General features: G+C 63.0%; 17 protein-coding genes. 6 read left to right on the top strand and 11 right to left on the bottom strand.

From position 1 onward, the window contains the following. Nucleotides 1-199 precede the first annotated feature (199 nt). The 3 genes from NKH28_RS21390 to NKH28_RS21380 are packed head-to-tail and all read right to left on the bottom strand — an operon-like array spanning nt 200 to nt 2450. Nucleotides 200-997, bottom strand: coding sequence for a C40 family peptidase (locus NKH28_RS21390; protein WP_352980352.1), 798 nt, complete (start codon nt 995-997; stop codon nt 200-202). 41 nt (nt 998-1038) lie between these two features. Further along, complete coding sequence (locus NKH28_RS21385) at nt 1039-1980, bottom strand: CHAD domain-containing protein (protein ID WP_352770216.1); 942 nt, start codon at nt 1978-1980, stop codon at nt 1039-1041. Then, on the bottom strand, nt 1977-2450 hold the full coding sequence (locus NKH28_RS21380; protein WP_352473606.1) for a CYTH domain-containing protein: 474 nt from the start codon (nt 2448-2450) through the stop codon (nt 1977-1979). The genes NKH28_RS21385 and NKH28_RS21380 overlap by 4 nt, the downstream gene beginning before the upstream one ends. An 88-nt stretch (nt 2451-2538) precedes the next feature. Here NKH28_RS21380 and NKH28_RS21375 point away from each other — a divergent pair, with 88 nt between their 5' ends. The 4 genes from NKH28_RS21375 to NKH28_RS21360 are packed head-to-tail and all read left to right on the top strand — an operon-like array spanning nt 2539 to nt 6267. Further along, nucleotides 2539-3255, top strand: a complete 717-nt coding sequence (locus tag NKH28_RS21375) for a CerR family C-terminal domain-containing protein (protein WP_352817952.1) — start codon at nt 2539-2541, stop codon at nt 3253-3255. Beyond that, a complete protein-coding gene (locus NKH28_RS21370; RefSeq protein WP_352817890.1) occupies nt 3252-4205 on the top strand; it encodes an HlyD family secretion protein in 954 nt (317 codons plus the stop codon). The genes NKH28_RS21375 and NKH28_RS21370 overlap by 4 nt, the downstream gene beginning before the upstream one ends. Continuing rightward, the gene (locus NKH28_RS21365; RefSeq protein WP_023679007.1) at nt 4202-5122 is read left to right on the top strand and encodes an ABC transporter ATP-binding protein; all 921 of its coding nucleotides are present in this window, start codon (nt 4202-4204) and stop codon (nt 5120-5122) included. Before NKH28_RS21370 ends, NKH28_RS21365 begins: the two co-directional genes overlap by 4 nt. A gap of 8 nt (nt 5123-5130) precedes the next feature. Continuing rightward, a complete protein-coding gene (locus NKH28_RS21360; protein WP_352473617.1) occupies nt 5131-6267 on the top strand; it encodes an ABC transporter permease in 1137 nt (378 codons plus the stop codon). A 36-nt stretch (nt 6268-6303) separates the two neighbouring features. Here the strand turns inward: NKH28_RS21360 and NKH28_RS21355 are convergent, their stop codons facing one another. The 3 genes from NKH28_RS21355 to NKH28_RS21345 all read right to left on the bottom strand — a co-directional run bounded on the left by NKH28_RS21355 (nt 6304) and on the right by NKH28_RS21345 (nt 8541). Further along, complete coding sequence (locus NKH28_RS21355; protein WP_352980351.1) at nt 6304-6957, bottom strand: glutathione S-transferase family protein; 654 nt, start codon at nt 6955-6957, stop codon at nt 6304-6306. Between the two features lie 92 nt (nt 6958-7049). Continuing rightward, nucleotides 7050-8027, bottom strand: coding sequence for a threonine ammonia-lyase (locus tag NKH28_RS21350; RefSeq protein ID WP_352980350.1), 978 nt, complete (start codon nt 8025-8027; stop codon nt 7050-7052). Between the two features lie 196 nt (nt 8028-8223). Further along, nucleotides 8224-8541, bottom strand: coding sequence for a hypothetical protein (locus tag NKH28_RS21345; RefSeq protein WP_352451855.1), 318 nt, complete (start codon nt 8539-8541; stop codon nt 8224-8226). A gap of 178 nt (nt 8542-8719) precedes the next feature. On the opposite strand from NKH28_RS21345, the gene mbfA reads away from it, so the two are divergent. Further along, nucleotides 8720-9703 (top strand): iron exporter MbfA, encoded by a 984-nt coding sequence (mbfA, locus tag NKH28_RS21340; protein WP_352473594.1) that lies wholly within the window; start codon nt 8720-8722, stop codon nt 9701-9703. A gap of 6 nt (nt 9704-9709) precedes the next feature. On the opposite strand, the gene NKH28_RS21335 is transcribed toward mbfA, so the two are convergent. From NKH28_RS21335 to NKH28_RS21325, 3 genes are all read right to left on the bottom strand, one after another. After that, nucleotides 9710-10054 carry an antibiotic biosynthesis monooxygenase family protein gene (locus NKH28_RS21335; protein ID WP_352684018.1) on the bottom strand — a complete coding sequence of 115 codons (345 nt, stop codon included), beginning with the start codon at nt 10052-10054 and terminating at the stop codon, nt 9710-9712. After that, on the bottom strand, nt 10051-10383 hold the full coding sequence (locus NKH28_RS21330) for an NIPSNAP family protein (protein ID WP_352684016.1): 333 nt from the start codon (nt 10381-10383) through the stop codon (nt 10051-10053). The genes NKH28_RS21335 and NKH28_RS21330 overlap by 4 nt, the downstream gene beginning before the upstream one ends. 96 nt (nt 10384-10479) lie before the next feature. Next, nucleotides 10480-10695 carry a DUF1127 domain-containing protein gene (locus NKH28_RS21325; RefSeq protein WP_352683672.1) on the bottom strand — a complete coding sequence of 72 codons (216 nt, stop codon included), beginning with the start codon at nt 10693-10695 and terminating at the stop codon, nt 10480-10482. Between the two features lie 68 nt (nt 10696-10763). Here NKH28_RS21325 and NKH28_RS21320 point away from each other — a divergent pair, with 68 nt between their 5' ends. Next, complete coding sequence (locus NKH28_RS21320) at nt 10764-11438, top strand: ArsR/SmtB family transcription factor (RefSeq protein WP_352539797.1); 675 nt, start codon at nt 10764-10766, stop codon at nt 11436-11438. A 120-nt stretch (nt 11439-11558) separates the two neighbouring features. On the opposite strand, the gene ligD is transcribed toward NKH28_RS21320, so the two are convergent. Next, nucleotides 11559-14060, bottom strand: a complete 2502-nt coding sequence (ligD, locus tag NKH28_RS21315) for a DNA ligase D (protein ID WP_352980349.1) — start codon at nt 14058-14060, stop codon at nt 11559-11561. Between the two features lie 9 nt (nt 14061-14069). Next, nucleotides 14070-14921, bottom strand: coding sequence for a non-homologous end joining protein Ku (gene ku, locus NKH28_RS21310; protein ID WP_352980348.1), 852 nt, complete (start codon nt 14919-14921; stop codon nt 14070-14072). Nucleotides 14922-14975: the final 54 nt, after the last annotated feature.

Below are 14975 nucleotides of genomic sequence, written 5' to 3'. Positions count from 1 at the left end.
CGCGTCATCCGATGCTGGCCTCCACTCCAGCCAGCATCTTGAATCACAAAACCGACTGATCCGGAATCCCCTTCGATTCCGTCAAATCAGGAACCGCTCTAGGTCAAAATGCAGAACGACCGAGTCCGGGCTGTTGGCGGCAGCCAGTCTGACTGAGCTTCTTACCCCTGAGTATCGGCCGCAACACAAGATCGAGCCGCTATTCGGCGGTCTTGTTCGCCACCTTGTCATCCCAGACCATCTGCCGGTAGTCGAAGCCGTATTCCAGCGTCGGCTTGACAATACGGAAATAGGGCGACAGGTCGAAATCGCGCGGCGTGTAGAGCGAGTGATGGCGGATGTGCAGGATTTCCCTGCGCGAATAGCTCGACTGGGCCGAGGCACGGCCAGGCGCCCGGGTAATCTCCGGCAGGATCGGGTAGCGGATCAGGCCATACGCCTCGGCGATCAGCGACGAGCAGATGGCGCGCGTCGGGTCGCCGGAACCGAAAGCCAGCATGCGGCGGCGCCAGCGCACCGGCACCGGCGGCGTCGGCAAGAAGTAGCGCAGCATGTCGAATATGTTCCTGAGATCGTATCTGAGACCGAGCCTGCCGATCATGAACGCGACGACCGCTTCGCGGTCATCTGGAGCCAGGCCACTCGCACGGCAGATGCGGGTGTTGTAGCTGCGATAGCGCGACAGCGGCACGGCGATGCAGCCATCGCCGAGCGTGACCTCGATCAGGCGCCGCCGCTCCGATCCGTCCTCCGGCTCCGGTAATGCATCGCCGACATAGAAGGCGGCATGCGACCAGGTCGACTGGGTGAGGTATTTGATCGCCGCCGAGATCTTCTGGTTGCCTTCGATGAGCAGGATGTCGCCGGGCTCGAGCGTGCGGCGCAACGTTTCGGCGTCCGACGGCGTGTAAGGCTCGTAGCCGGACGATTCCTCCTGCAGCCGGCCGGCAAGCCAGCGGCCAAGTCGGTCCAGAAGCGTGTCGCCGGGCTCGGTCATGCCAGACGGCGATTACCACAGGGCGGCAAGTTAGACCATGATCAGCCCACGCCAGGCGTGCCGGCGTCTTCGTGCGCAACTGTGAGATCTTCGCGCGCCTTACGGGCGAACTTCCTCGTCGAGCGCTTCGGGCTGTCGCCGAAAAGCTCGGCCGCCTCGGCGAGACAGGTCTTTTTCAGGCTCTTTTCCGAACGCTTCAGCAGCTTGGCAAGCAACCGCGTCTCTTCAGCAGGACCGAGTGGCTGGTCCTCGGCATCGAGAAGCGCGCGCATGACGAACACATCGTGCAGCTCGCCGAGCCGCTCGCCCAATTCGTCGACGGCCCTGCGCCGCGTTTTGATCGGCGTCGGCCACAGCCGGCCGAGCAGCGACAGGTGCATGCCATGCGTCTTGGCCGCCTTGCGCAGGTCGTGAAAGTCATCGGCTTCGCCGCGCGAAGCCGCCTTGTCCAGCGCTTTCCTGGCACGGCGCAAAGTGGTGCGCGCGCCTTCGGCGAGCACGTCGGCAGCCTGCTCCGGCTTGTCGGGCAGAGCGAGCTTGTCGATCCGGGCGACACCTTCCTCGCAAGCGGAAATCGCCGCGCCTATCGCAGCATCGAGGCCTGCTCCGCCATGCAGTTCATGCTGGCGCGCGACGAGCCTGTCACGGACGGCACCGAGGCCATCGCCGGCACTTTGCTCGGGAAAGCTTGCCGCCAGCCGGTCGATTGTTTCGACCAGCGCGGTCGCCTCGCGCGGGCCGGCAAGCAGGGCCGCCACCTGGCGGTAGCACTGATTCTCCGTCACGCAGAATGTTTCGTCTCCGGAACGGACAAGGCGCAGCAAGGCGCGGACGTTCTTCAGCCGTTTGCGGCATTTGTGCAGCCCCGGTTCGGGCCTGTCACGCGCCGCGTTCAGATGGTCGATCACCTTGCCGATCTCCTCGGCGAGGATGCGCCTGACCTCTCCGGTCAGCGACATGCGCGGATCGATACGAAAGCTCATGCGACGATCTCCGGAATCCCCCCAAGGGCGAGCGACGCGTTGTAAAATCTCGGCTCGCCGGTGACTTCACGGCCGAGCCAATGTGGCAGCATTTCGTCCTGTATATCATCCGGCGTCTCGAGCTCGGCGATCACCAACCCCGCAAGCGTCCCGCCGAAGACATCGACTTCGTAGCGATAGCCGCGATGTTTAACATGGTGGCGTGTCTTCTCGATGACATGTCCGATGGCAAAGGCCTGCATCTCCTGCGCCTCCGCCAAAGGTACCGGATATTCGAATTCATCGCGCTCGCGTGCCTGGCTGCCGAACTTGAGCGTCAGCTTGGCGGCCGCATCGTTGCTGATGCGAACACGAACCGTACGGCTGGGTTCGGCGACAAGATAGAATTGACGGATATGAATGTCCGCCTCGACCATTGCCCGCCATTCCTCACCTGAGACCAGGAATTTACGCTCGATTTCCTTGCCCATGGCCAGGCACTAAAGCGCGCACGGCCAGAGTTGGCAAGCCGCTTGACCGCACTTGACTTTAATCATTCGATTGATTAAATTGTTGGCCATGATCAAATCGCCCAGCGCCAGCGGCCTTCCTCATGAGGCGCCCAAGACCGCCGCCGATATGACGCGGGCGGCACTTGTCCGCGCGGCGTTGAAACTGTTCGGACGGCAAGGTTTCGACGGCACCTCGACGCGCCAGATCGCGGCGGAGGCCAAGGCCAATATCGGCTCGATCGCCTATCATTTCGGCGGCAAGGAAGGGCTCCGCAACGCGGCGGCCGACTACATCGTCGACACCATCCAGACCGTTGCCGGCCAGGCGATCGGCAATCTGCAGGCGCCGGTCGCGGCATTGGCCGACACCGAGGCCGCGCGGGCACATTTAGCCGTCGCACTGGAGCGGATGGTCGCCTTCATCGCGGCAAGGCCGGAAGCCGGCGAGATTGTACAGTTCGTCCTGCGCGAGCTGTCGCATCCTACCGCGGCGCTCGACCGTATCTATGACGGCGTGTTCGAACCGGCGCATAACCGGCTCTGCCTGATCTGGGAACAGGCGACGGGCGAGCCGGCCGAGAGCGAGCGCACAAAACTCACCGTGTTCACGCTGATTGGCCAGGTCGTCTATTTCCGCATCGGCCGCGAGGCGGTTATGCGCCGCATGGGCTGGCGCGAGATCGGCAATGACGAGGCCGGAAAGATCGCGGCGGTGGTGACGGATAATCTCAGCGCGATTTTGGCTCGGCGCGATTTGGCTGTCCGGAAGGATCGTGGATCATGAGCCTGCTCTGTTCTTTGCCGCTTGCCGCCCAGCTTTTCAGCGCCTGCGCGCCGGGAGCACCGCTCGCCGTCGGCTACGTCGAGGGCGACTACGTCCTGCTCGCGCCGATCGAGGTGGCGCAGGTCGAGACGATTGCGGTCAAGCGCGGCGACCGCGTCGCGCCCGGCACGCCGGTGGTGACGCTGGAAAACGCCGACGCCAAGATCGCCATCGCACAAGCCGAGGCGGCCCTTGCGCAGGCCCAGGCGCAACTTGCCGACCTGCAGGTCGGCAAGCGGCCTGAAGAGATTGCGGTGCTCAAGGCGCAGCTCGACATGGCCAAGGCGCAAGCCGCCGACGCCAAACGCCGTTACATCCGCGCCAGCGATCTGTTCAAACGCGGCACCGGCACACAGGCCGACTACGACACGGCTTCCGCGACGCTGGAGACGGCCAACGCGCAGGTCGGCCAGGCGGAGGCCAATCTCGCCGTCGGCGGCCTGCCGGCACGGCCGGAGACGATCAAGGCCGCCGACAATCAGGTCAGGCAGGCGCAGTCGGCGCTGGAGCAAGCGCAATGGCGGCTGTCGAAGCGCGTGCTGACGGCGCCCTCGCCCGGCCGGGTCAACGATGTCATCCGCTATCCTGGCGACACGGCCGGGCCGACCGCGCCGGTCATCTCCATGCTGCCGGATGGCGCGGTGAAGCTCAGCGTCTATGTGCCGGAAAGCGCGTTCTCCTCGGTCGACGTCGGCACGCTGCTCAACGTCCATTGCGACGGCTGCGGATCGGGCGTGAAGGCTCGCGTCAGCTACGTGTCGCCGGATCCGGAATTCACGCCGCCGGTGATCTACTCGCTCGAGACCCGGCAAAAGCTGGTCTATCTGGTCGAAGCGCGGCCGGAGGGCGACGCCAGCGCATTGCAGCCCGGGCAGATCGTCGACGTCGATCTGGCGGACATCGGAAAATGAACGTCATCGACGTGCACGGCCTGGTCAAACGCTTCGGCGACAAGACCGTCGTCGATCATGTGACTATGGCTGTGGCCGAGGGCGAGATCGTCGGCTTCCTCGGGCCGAACGGCTCGGGCAAGACGACGACCATCCGCATCATGTGCGGCTTGCTGACGCCGGATGAGGGCGAAGGCACCGTTCTGGGCTTCGACATCCGCACCGACAGCCTGCGGATCAAACGCGAAGTCGGCTACATGACGCAGAGATTCTCGTTCTACGAAGATCTCACGATCGGCGAGAATCTCGAATTCGTGGCACGGCTCTACCGGCTGAAGCCGCTCGACGAGCACGTTGCTAAGACGCTTGAGGAGCTCGGCCTGACATCGCGCAGGAACCAGTTGGCCGGCACCCTGTCCGGCGGCTGGAAGCAGCGGCTGGCGCTGGCCGCCTGCATCATGCACAAGCCGAAACTGCTGCTGCTCGATGAACCGACGGCGGGCGTCGACCCGAAAGCGCGACGCGAATTCTGGGACGAGATCCACCGGCTGGCGAGCGGCGGCCTGACCGTGCTGGTCTCCACCCACTACATGGACGAAGCCGAGCGCTGCCACCGCATCAGCTACATCTCCTACGGCAAGATGCTGGCCACCGGCACGGTCGAGGACGTGGTGAGGAATGCCGGGCTGACCACCTTCGTCCTGCAAGGGCCGCGGCTCGATCAGGTCGCTGCCGCACTTCATGGCCGCCCCGGCGTCGACCAGGTGGCGCCGTTCGGCGCGACGCTGCATGTCGTCGGCTCCGACAGGACGGCACTTCAGGCAGCGCTCGCCGATGTCGAGAAAGAGCACGAGGGCGTTACGGTGACGCCCGGCGAGACCAGCCTGGAAGATGTGTTCATCCAGTTCATGTCCGGTTCGAAGGACAACATGGGATGAAAAATGGGATAGACAGCATCTTTTCGTTCGCCAGGCTAGGCGCGCTGCTGATCAAGGAGTTCATCCAGATGCGGCGCGACCGCATCACCTTCGCCATGATGCTCGGCGTACCGCTGATGCAGCTGGTGCTGTTCGGCTATGCTATCAACAACGATCCGAAGAGCCTGCCGGCAGCGCTGGTGACGATGAGCAGCGATCCTTACACGCGGGCCATGGTTTCGGCGCTGCAGACCACCGGCTATTACCGCTTCGACCATGTTGCGCAAAGTGCCGCCGAAGCCGAATTCCTGATGGCGCGCGGCGACGTCGCCTTCGTCGTCACCATTCCCGCCGATTTTGCCCGACGGGTCGAGCGCGGCGACAGCCCGCAGATCCTGATCGAGGCGGATGCGACCGACCCGGCCGTCGCCAGCGGCGCCATCTCGACGCTCGGCACCGTCGCCAATCAGGCGCTGCTCAGGGCACGCGGTATGCAGGAGACGGCGGCCGAAGCTGCCCGGGGCCAGCTCCAGGTGGTGGTGCACCGGCGCTACAATCCGGAAGCCGTCTCACAATACAACATCGTGCCCGGCCTGCTCGGCGTCATCCTGCAGATGACGATGGTGATGATGACCTCGATCGCGCTGACGCGCGAGACCGAGCGCGGCACGATGGAGAACCTTCTGGCGATGCCGTCCAGCCCGCTCGAGATAATGCTGGGCAAGGTGCTGCCCTATCTGGCGGTCGGCGCCGTGCAGGTACTGGTGGTGCTGGCAGCCTCGAAGCTTCTGTTTGCCATCCCCTTCACCGGGTCGATGTCGCTGCTGTTGACGGCGGTCCTTATCTTCGTCTTGGCGCTGGTGCTGCTCGGCTACACGATCTCGACGATCGCCCGCACGCAAATGCAGGCCCTGCAGCTCACTTTCTTCTTCTTCTTGCCGTCGATCATGCTGTCCGGCTTCATGTTTCCCTATCGCGGCATGCCGGACTGGGCGCAGATTTTCGGCGAGGTGCTGCCGCTGACGCATTTCCTGCGCATCATCCGCGCGGTGATGCTGAAGGGCGCCGAGCTGCCGGCGGTGGCAACGGAAATCGGCTGGCTGGTGGTGTTCGTGGCGCTGTTCGCCGGTATTGCGCTGGTGCGGTTCCGCCGGACGCTGGATTAGGGTCGAACTCGATCCGCTTGTGCAAATGATCGAGATTTACACGGACTTGGCCTGGCCCGGGACCGGTGTCAATTCAGGCGCATTGAGCCCTTCGAAGGGATCGCGCCAGGCGTCGATTTCTTCGAGTTTAAGATACCAGCGACTGACAGAGGGATAGTCATCGAGCGGCAATCGGGCGACATCGTTGAAGGGCAGAAACGTCGCCATTCGAAAGTCGGCATAGGAAACCGAAGCGCCGACCAGCCATTCTCGCTGGGAAAGCTCGGCATCAAGTATGGCAGCGGCCGTGCGGAAGTCGCTCAGGCCCTCCTCAACCCGCGCCTGATCGATCGGGCCGAGCCCATAGCGCTGTTTGGTCCCGCGTTCGAAATGCACGACATCGCAGGCTCTTGCGAAGTTCTCTTTCCCCCAACTCAGCCATCGGATCATCTCGGGCTCGTCGTCGCCAGCGCGCCAGAAATCCGAATGCATATCGCGCGAAAGCCGACAGGCTATGGCGTCGGCCTCCCATAGGCTTTTTCCCGAACCTATAAGGATGGGCAATGAAAGATTTGGATTGAGCGGCCGAAATCGCTCGGCCTGGCCCGGAGCGAAGGGAGAGGCGAATTCAAACTCGACCTTGACGTTGAGATACCGTGCCACCGCGACCGCGAGGCGAGGATTGGGATTGCGGCTGAAGAACAGTTTCATTGATCTCAGTCTTTGAAGGGTACCGGTTCGGCTGGGCGCAACGGAGGCTCGAGCGCCTCGAACCGGCACATGACCTGGAATTGGTTGCTATCTTAGCTGGCAGCAATGATCTCGGCATAGGTGCTGAGATCGACATTGCCGCCGGAGAGCACCACGGCAATGCATTTCCCGGCAAGGTCGATCTCGCCTGACGACAGCGCGGCCAAGCCGACGCAACCGCCGGGTTCGACCACCAGCTTCAGACAAGCCATCGCATCGCGCATCGCCTGTGCCACCGCCTTGTCGGAAACGGCGATGGCGCCCGCGAGATTCTTGCGGTTAATCTCGAAAGTGATGGCGCCCGGCTCGGCGACGAGAAGGGCATCGCAGATCGAGGTGTGGCCGGGCGCGTTCGACACCCTGGCGCCTTTGATAAGCGAGCGGCGTGTGTCGTCGAAATACTCGGGTTCCACGGCCCAGACGGCGGTGCCCGGCGGGACATCCTTGACCGCGATCGAAATGCCGCTGCTCAACCCGCCGCCGCCGCAGGGAACCACTACCGCATCGAGGCTGACGCCAAGCGCTCTTGCTTGGCGCATCAATTCGAGGCCGATCGTGCCCTGGCCGGCGATGATGGCCGGATCGTCGTAGGGCGGCACCAGGACCATGCCCTTTTCCACGTAAGAACGGACGACGGCAGTGCGATCGTCGCGGACCCGGTCAAAGATGATCACTTCCGCGCCCATCTTCCTGACATTGCCGACTTTCATCGCCGGCGCATCGGCGGGCATGGCGATGACGGCCCTGACGCCGAACATCGCCGCTGCGGCGGCAACGCCTTGCGCGTGATTACCCGACGAGAAGGCGACGACGCCGCGGGCGCGTTCTTCCGCCGAGAGCGAGGAGAGCTTGTTGTATGCACCGCGGAACTTGAACGAGCCGGTGCGCTGCAACGTCTCCGGCTTGAACAGGATCCTGGCGCCGAAGCGATTGTTCAACTCCGGCGATTCGATCAGCGGCGTTTCGACGATCAGTCCGGACAATCGCGCTGCTGCACTGTGAATATCGGCGATGCCGGGAGGGCTGATCATGGCTGGGTCCTGCAAGAGATGAGACTGCCTATGGTGCACGGAAAGGGAGGCCGCGCACCAATGAAAAATGTGACCGTTACAATTCGACTTGGAGGCAGGAGTGGGGCGTGACTGTCACCCACCTCTCCTCCGCCCTCCGCCATGCATTCGTCATTTCGACAAATCGCTGCCGATTTACCGGCATTGCCGGCCGCCCCTACCCCAACAGCGTCTTTTGCCGTTTGGGGCCGCCGATCTTGCGCCAGGTGTTGAAGCGATGGGTGGCAGCGGCGAAGGAGATCTTCATCTGTTGGGCGACCGAATAGCGCGACTTGCCCTCGTCGAACAGGCGATAGCAGCACTCGACGCCCTCCTCGGTCAACTTGCCGTCGGGAGCCTTGTTATGCGGATTGGCGGGATCAAATTTTTCGACCTGCTGCTCGACCAGCCCTTTCAGGCGCTGCAAGTCCGCCTCGATGTTAGCGATCAGGTCGAGAACCGGCTTGGGGTCAAACGGCTGCTGTTTTTCCAGCATCTGCGGGTTCCTTTCTCTTGGTTCAGATTCGATTATATAGGTGAACGTTTGCCGATAGCAACGATGCCTCGTTCGGTTTCGAAGTCGATACTTTTGAGCAGATGAGTGGAGCGCACACGATTGACCGGCGACGCGCGAAGCCATAGTTAGAACTATTCTAAACTAGGGTGAATTTCTCATGCTTTCCCGCGTTTTCGGCTTCGGCCGCCGTCCCTTCGAATCGCTCTCGGAACAGGAGATCCTGGCGCTCGCCATCTCCTCCGAGGAGGATGACGGGCGCATCTATCGCGCCTATGCCGACGGGCTGGCGGAGAGCTTTCCGCAATCGGCCAAGGTGTTCGAGGAGATGGCGGAGGAGGAGGACGGCCATCGCGATTCGCTGATCGAGCTTTACCGCAAGCGCTTCGGCGAGCGCATACCGCTGATCCGGCGCGAACATGTGAAGGGCTATTACGAGCGCAAGCCGGACTGGCTGGTGAGGCCGCTCGGCATCGATCATGTGCGCAGCCAGGCCGAGGCCATGGAGCGCCAAGCCTACCTGTTCTATATCGAGGCGGCCAAACGCACAGGCGATGCGTCGACGCGAAAGCTGCTCGACGACCTGGCGATCGCAGAACAGGGCCACGAGACACTGGCGCAGCGGCTGGAGCAAAAGCATGTGCCGGGCGCGGTCAAGGACGAAGAGGCGGCGGCCGAGCAGCGCCAGTTCATCCTGACCTATGTGCAACCGGGGCTGGCCGGGCTGATGGATGGCTCGGTGTCGACGCTGGCGCCGATCTTTGCCGCCGCCTTTGCCACGCATGATACGTTCCAGACCTTTCTGGTCGGGCTTGCCGCCTCGATCGGCGCTGGCATCTCGATGGGTTTCACCGAGGTGGCTTCCGACGACGGCAAATTATCTGGCCGCGGCTCGCCGGCAAAACGCGGGCTGACTGTCGGCGTCATGACGACGCTGGGCGGGCTCGGCCATGCACTGCCCTATCTCATCCCGCTTTTTTGGACGGCGACCATTGTCGCCGCCGTGGTGGTTTTCTTCGAGCTGTGGGCGATCGCCTTCGTGCAGAACCGCTACATGCAGACACCATTCTGGCGCGCCGCCTTCCAGGTGGTGCTAGGTGGCGCGCTGGTGTTTGCGGCAGGGGTGCTGATCGGGAATGCTTAACAGTCCTTAACCATTCATCGCCTGGCTGTCCTGAGGCGCCTCGGCGCGTTCGGTCAGGCCGTAATCGCGCACGACATGAGCGATGCGCAAACGATAGTCCGCAAAGATACCGCCGCGCCCGGCCTTCTGCGCCTGCCGATGTTCCTGCGTGTTGCGCCAGGCCTTCACCGCATCCTCGTCGCGCCAGAAGGACAGCGACAGGATGCGGTTCGGATCGGCAAGGCTCTGGAAGCGCTCGATCGACAGGAAACCGTCGATGCCGTCGAGCAGTGGGCGCAGATCGGCGGCGATGCCGAGATAGGCATCGCGCATGCCCGCCGCCGGCTCGACCTCGAAGATGACGGCGATCATGGCTTCACCAAAGGAGCATGTGGCCCGGAGGCCAGCTTGAGGAAGGTGCGGTCCTCCTTCAGGATGAATTTTTCCCGCCGGGCGAACTCGTAATTCGCCTTACCGGCGGGATCGGCGGCGAGCCGGGCGCGGTAGGCTTCGTAGGCCGCAAGACTGTCGATGTTGTAGGCGGCATAAGCCGTGGTGGCCGAGCCTTCGTGCGGCGCGAAATAGCCGATCAGATCGGCGCCGCAGCGCGGGATCGCCTGCCCCCAATTGCGTGCATATTCCTCGAACGCCGCCTTGCCGAACGGATCGATCTCGTAGCGGATGAAGCAGGTGATGGTCATTTTCGCCTCCTTGGCGGTGGATGTTTTCTTGCGGTCACAGTTCGAGCCGGATCGAAACGTTCCGAAGATCGATATGCTAGGCAAATCCTTCGCTGATCATGCCTGCCAGAACGATTTCGCGCATTCGCGGCGGACGTCTTCAGGTGTCAGGCCAAGGTCCCGCAGCAGATGATCGTCGATCTCGGCGAGGTCGAGACGCTGCAGATGACGGTCGTACCACCGCTTCAGGAGCCGCAGCCGCAAGCGCCGCAAGACAATGAACGGGAACGGCCGGCGAGCAGGCGCGGCGCCGAGAATGGTCCTTGCAGGCATCGTTGTCTCCTTGATTTGCATCGAGACTAATGCTTTTCTGACGAGGATGCTTCGATGAGGAACGAACCATGCGCGAAGGACCTGACATAGCCCGCATTGCCAGCCTGGTGGGCGATCCAGCGCGGGCAAACATGCTGTCCGCACTGATGGGCGGCACGGCACTGACGGCGAGTGAACTGGCACTCGAGGCCGGGGTGTCGCTTCCGACAGCGAGCTCCCATCTGTCGAAGCTGATGGAAGGCGGGCTGCTGACGCTGGCAAGCCAGGGACGGCATCGCTACTACGGCCTCGCCGGCCCGCAGGTAGCAGGCATGATCGAGGCGATCACAGGTGTTGCCGCTGCGGCCGGGCCGCAACGAGTGCGGCCTGGCCCACGCGACGCGGCCATGCGCGTGGCGCGGGTCTGCTACGACCACCTCGCCGGCGAGCAGGCGGTGGCGATGCTGGACCGTCTCGTCGCTCGACAAGTGCTCCTGCGAGATGATGAGGAGATTCAGCTTGGGCCGTCGGCCGCCTCGCATTTCGCCGCGATCGGCATCGATGTCGAGGGCAAGGCGCGGCGACCGGTGTGCCGGGCCTGCCTCGACTGGAGCGTGCGGCGTTCGCACCTCGCCGGCACGCTGGGCGCCGCCATTCTCGACAAGATCCTCGCCGAGAAATGGGCGCGGCGCGAGAAGGACAGCCGTGCGGTGATTTTCTCGCCGACAGGCAAGCAGGCGTTCGAGAAGACGTTTCTCGCCTGACGGCTCGCTTCGACGCACTAGAACGGCTCGTCGTTTCACGGAAACACCGAACCGCTCTATCTTTTTTGTTTTGACGCAATCCCAGACGGAAAACCGTTCCACACTTTTCCTGGAATTGCTCTAGCCGCGCTTGAGCGGCTTGGCCTGCTTGAAAAAATCCTCCCAGGGATCGGCTTGCCCAAGCCGCTTCAGCGTCGTCTTGTCGCCGATCGGAAAGGCGTTCGGCGGCAATCCGGCCTCGATTTCCGCCCAGGTCACCGGCATTGATACCGTGGCGCCTTTTTTGGCGCGCGACGAATAGGGCGCGACCGTGGTCGCGCCACGGCCATTGCGCAGATAATCGACGAATATCCTGCCGGTGCGCGCCTTCTTAGACAGCGTCGCCGTGTAGCGGTCGGGTGCGGCTTGCTCGAGCGCTCGGGCGAACTCATGGGCGAAGCCTTTGACCTCGTCCCAGTCCGCCGACGGCTTCAGCGGGACGAGGACATGATAGCCCTTGCCGCCCGAGGTCTTGACGAAATTAGGCAGGGACAGTTCGTCGAGCCGGCTGCGGATATCGAGCGCCGCGGCACGCACCGCCTTCACGTCGACACCCTCGTCGGGATCGAGATCGAAGATGATCTGGTCTGGTTTTTCCAGCTCGTCCGTGGTCGAGCCCCAGATGTGGATCTCGACGACGCCGAGTTGAACGAGGGCCACGACACCGTCGAAATCGCGGATGAACAATATCTCCTCGCCGTCGGTGGGGTCCTTCATCACGGCGATCTTGTCGTGCATGCCGGCCGAGGCATGCTTCTGGAAGAACCGTTGGCCGCCAACACCGTCCGGCGCCCGCACGAGGCTGAGCGGCCGGTTGATGACGAATTGCTTCATGCGCGGCCAGACCAGCGCGTAGTGATCGACCAGATCCTGCTTCGATACGTTCTCCTGCGGCCACAGAAGCTTGTCGGGGCGGGACAGCGTAACCGAGGTTTTCGCCGTGGCCGCGGGTTTGGCGGGCTTTGGCGTCGACTCTGCCGGAGCTGAGCGTGCTTTCGGTTTCTCCTGCACGACTTCCTCCGCCGGCTTGTCCTCGCGCAATCCCTGGAACGACGCGTGGCGTATTATACGGTCCGACGTCCAACTGCGAAACTCCACTTCGCCAACAAGTTCGGGCTTGACCCAGACCAGCCCCTTGCCCCTTGGCACCGCCCTGTCGAAGGGCGAGGTTGTCGTCTTCAGCGCATCAAGCCTCCTCTTCAGCTCGTTGGTGCTTTTGGCCGTGAAGCCGGTGCCGACGCGGCCGGCATAGCGCAGCTTGCCGCCCTCGTGATAGCCGACCAGCAGCGAGCGCAGGCCCCGCCCGGTCTTGTCCGACGGCATGTAGCCGCCGATGACGAATTCCTGGCGCGCCGTACATTTCGACTTCACCCAGGACGGGACACGGCCGCTGCGATAGGGCGCATCGGCGCGCTTGGAGACGACGCCTTCGAGCCCCAGCCGGCAAGCATGCTCCAGCATGATCTTGCCGGGCTCGGCAAAGTGGTCGCTGAAGCGCACGGCCTGATCCTCGGCCTGTCCGGCGAGCAAAGTGCGCAGCCTTTCCTTGCGCTCGACCAGCGGCTCTGAACGGATATCCTCACCGTTGAGACGCAACAGGTCGAAAACGTAGTAGATGAAACGATCCGTACGGCCCGCCGACAGATCTTGCTGCAGCAGCGAGAATGACGACACGCCATTATGCGCCAGCACGACGATTTCGCCGTCGATGATAGCATCGGTGCATTTCAGGCCGCCAAGTGCCGCGACAATTGCGCCACCGAATTTGTCGGTCCAGTCGAGGCCGGCGCGTGTCAAAAGCCGCACCTCGGTGCCGGCAAGCTGCGCCTGCATGCGATAGCCGTCGAACTTCACCTCATGTAGCCAGTCCTTGCCAGGCGGGGCGTCCCGCTCCAGCGTTGCGAGCGCCGGTTCGATGAATTCCAGCCGCCTTGCCGCGACGGCCTTCGCTTTGCTGGCGGCCGGCCTGTCGGACTGCCAGACGCTTGGCTTCTTGCCGTCGGCGGTCTTGCCTTCGCCGACCTCTTCGATGGTCAGGCCGGATTTCACCGATTGCGGCGCCTCCTGCAAAATGTCCTCGCCCGGACGCGCGGCGGCATCGTCGGATTTGATCAGCAACCAGTTGTCACGCTTTTCGCCCCGACGCGGCTTCAGCCGCACCAGATGCCAGGCGCCATGCAATTTGTGGCCATACAGTTCGAAACTGATATGGCCTTTCTTCATCGCCCTTGCCGGTTCGCCATCGGGGACCCAAGTTCCCTCGTCCCAGACAATGACCGAGCCGCCGCCATATTGGTCCTTCGGGATAGTGCCTTCAAACGGCGCATAGTCGATCGGGTGGTCCTCGACGTGCACGGCGAGCCGCTTTTCGTGCGGGTCGAGGCTCGGGCCTCGCGTCACGGCCCAGCTCCACAGCACGCCACCATGCTCGAGACGAAGGTCGTAGTGGAGCCTGGTGGCGGCATGCTTGTGGATGACGAAGATGCCACCCGCCACGGCTTTCTTGCCGCGCGAAACCTTGCCGGCTGGTTCGGCCGTCTTCTTGAAATTGCGCTTGGCGTGATACTGCTCGAGGCTGGCCATGGGCGGATCCTAAGCAGATTTGCGCCGGGCGGCTTTGGACTTGGCGCCTTTTCCCGGGCGTCCGGTCTTTGCCGGCGCACCGGCTTCCGACGAAAGGCTCTTCTTCAGCGCATCGAAGAGGTTGACGACGTTGGAGGGCCGTGGTTCCGCCTTGGCCTTCGGTGCCTTCTTGCCGGCCTTCTTGGCGCGGACCAGCTCGATCAGGGCATTTTCGTATTTGTCCTCGAATTCGGAAGGATCGAATGCCGCCTGTTTCTCATCGACGATGTGTTCGGCCAGCCTGATCATCTCGGCGTCGGTCTTCACCGTCTTGATGTCGCCGAACACTATCTCGGGCCTGCGAACCGTATCGCCATAGCGCAAGGTCGTCAGCAGCAGACCCTTGCCCAACGGCTCGATGACCACCGGACGTTCGCGGCGATAGAGCACAATGCGGGCTAGCCCCGCCGTCTTCTTGGCGGCCATGGCGTCGCGGATGACGGCGAAGGCCTCTTCCGAGACCTCGTCCGCAGGCGTCACATAATAGGGCGCGTCGAGATAGATCTGTTGGATCGAGGATTTTTCGATGAAACCATCGAGGCTCATCGTGTGCGAGGATTCGATCTGCACGGCTTCGATCTCCTCCTCCTCGATTTGGACGAAGTCGCCGTCGCCGATTTCGTAGCCCTTGATCTCGTCGCCTTCATCGAGCGGCTTGCCGCTTGCCGAATCGACATAGACGCGCTTGACGGTATTGCCGGTCTTGCGGTTGAGCACGCGGAATGAGACTTTCTCCGCGTGGGTGACGACATTGGTCAGTTCGACGGCGCAAGTGACCAGCGAAAGCTTGAGATACCCTCTCCAGGCCGGGCGCGGCGCCATGACAAACTCCCTGCACGACAATGTTCAACCGAGAACGGGCAAAGTCCGTTCCGG

The sequence above is a fragment of the Mesorhizobium sp. M1227 genome (genome assembly GCF_040318315.1).
Taxonomy (GTDB): domain Bacteria; phylum Pseudomonadota; class Alphaproteobacteria; order Rhizobiales; family Rhizobiaceae; genus Mesorhizobium.
The sequence above is the reverse complement of the archived record's forward strand: the minus strand, read 5'-3'. Positions and strand labels throughout refer to the sequence as shown.

Excerpts from the sequence above, each read along its gene's own strand:
- NKH28_RS21390 (WP_352980352.1), bottom strand. The coding sequence starts at position 997 with ATGACCGAGCCCGGCGACACGCTTCTGGACCGACTTGGCCGCTGGCTT.
- NKH28_RS21385 (WP_352770216.1), bottom strand. The coding sequence starts at position 1,980 with ATGAGCTTTCGTATCGATCCGCGCATGTCGCTGACCGGAGAGGTCAGG.
- NKH28_RS21380 (WP_352473606.1), bottom strand. The coding sequence starts at position 2,450 with ATGGGCAAGGAAATCGAGCGTAAATTCCTGGTCTCAGGTGAGGAATGG.
- NKH28_RS21375 (WP_352817952.1), top strand. The coding sequence starts at position 2,539 with ATGATCAAATCGCCCAGCGCCAGCGGCCTTCCTCATGAGGCGCCCAAG.
- NKH28_RS21370 (WP_352817890.1), top strand. The coding sequence starts at position 3,252 with ATGAGCCTGCTCTGTTCTTTGCCGCTTGCCGCCCAGCTTTTCAGCGCC.
- NKH28_RS21365 (WP_023679007.1), top strand. The coding sequence starts at position 4,202 with ATGAACGTCATCGACGTGCACGGCCTGGTCAAACGCTTCGGCGACAAG.
- NKH28_RS21355 (WP_352980351.1), bottom strand. The coding sequence starts at position 6,957 with ATGAAACTGTTCTTCAGCCGCAATCCCAATCCTCGCCTCGCGGTCGCG.
- NKH28_RS21350 (WP_352980350.1), bottom strand. The coding sequence starts at position 8,027 with ATGATCAGCCCTCCCGGCATCGCCGATATTCACAGTGCAGCAGCGCGA.
- NKH28_RS21345 (WP_352451855.1), bottom strand. The coding sequence starts at position 8,541 with ATGCTGGAAAAACAGCAGCCGTTTGACCCCAAGCCGGTTCTCGACCTG.
- mbfA (WP_352473594.1), top strand. The coding sequence starts at position 8,720 with ATGCTTTCCCGCGTTTTCGGCTTCGGCCGCCGTCCCTTCGAATCGCTC.
- NKH28_RS21335 (WP_352684018.1), bottom strand. The coding sequence starts at position 10,054 with ATGATCGCCGTCATCTTCGAGGTCGAGCCGGCGGCGGGCATGCGCGAT.
- NKH28_RS21330 (WP_352684016.1), bottom strand. The coding sequence starts at position 10,383 with ATGACCATCACCTGCTTCATCCGCTACGAGATCGATCCGTTCGGCAAG.
- NKH28_RS21325 (WP_352683672.1), bottom strand. The coding sequence starts at position 10,695 with ATGCCTGCAAGGACCATTCTCGGCGCCGCGCCTGCTCGCCGGCCGTTC.
- NKH28_RS21320 (WP_352539797.1), top strand. The coding sequence starts at position 10,764 with ATGCGCGAAGGACCTGACATAGCCCGCATTGCCAGCCTGGTGGGCGAT.
- ligD (WP_352980349.1), bottom strand. The coding sequence starts at position 14,060 with ATGGCCAGCCTCGAGCAGTATCACGCCAAGCGCAATTTCAAGAAGACG.
- ku (WP_352980348.1), bottom strand. The coding sequence starts at position 14,921 with ATGGCGCCGCGCCCGGCCTGGAGAGGGTATCTCAAGCTTTCGCTGGTC.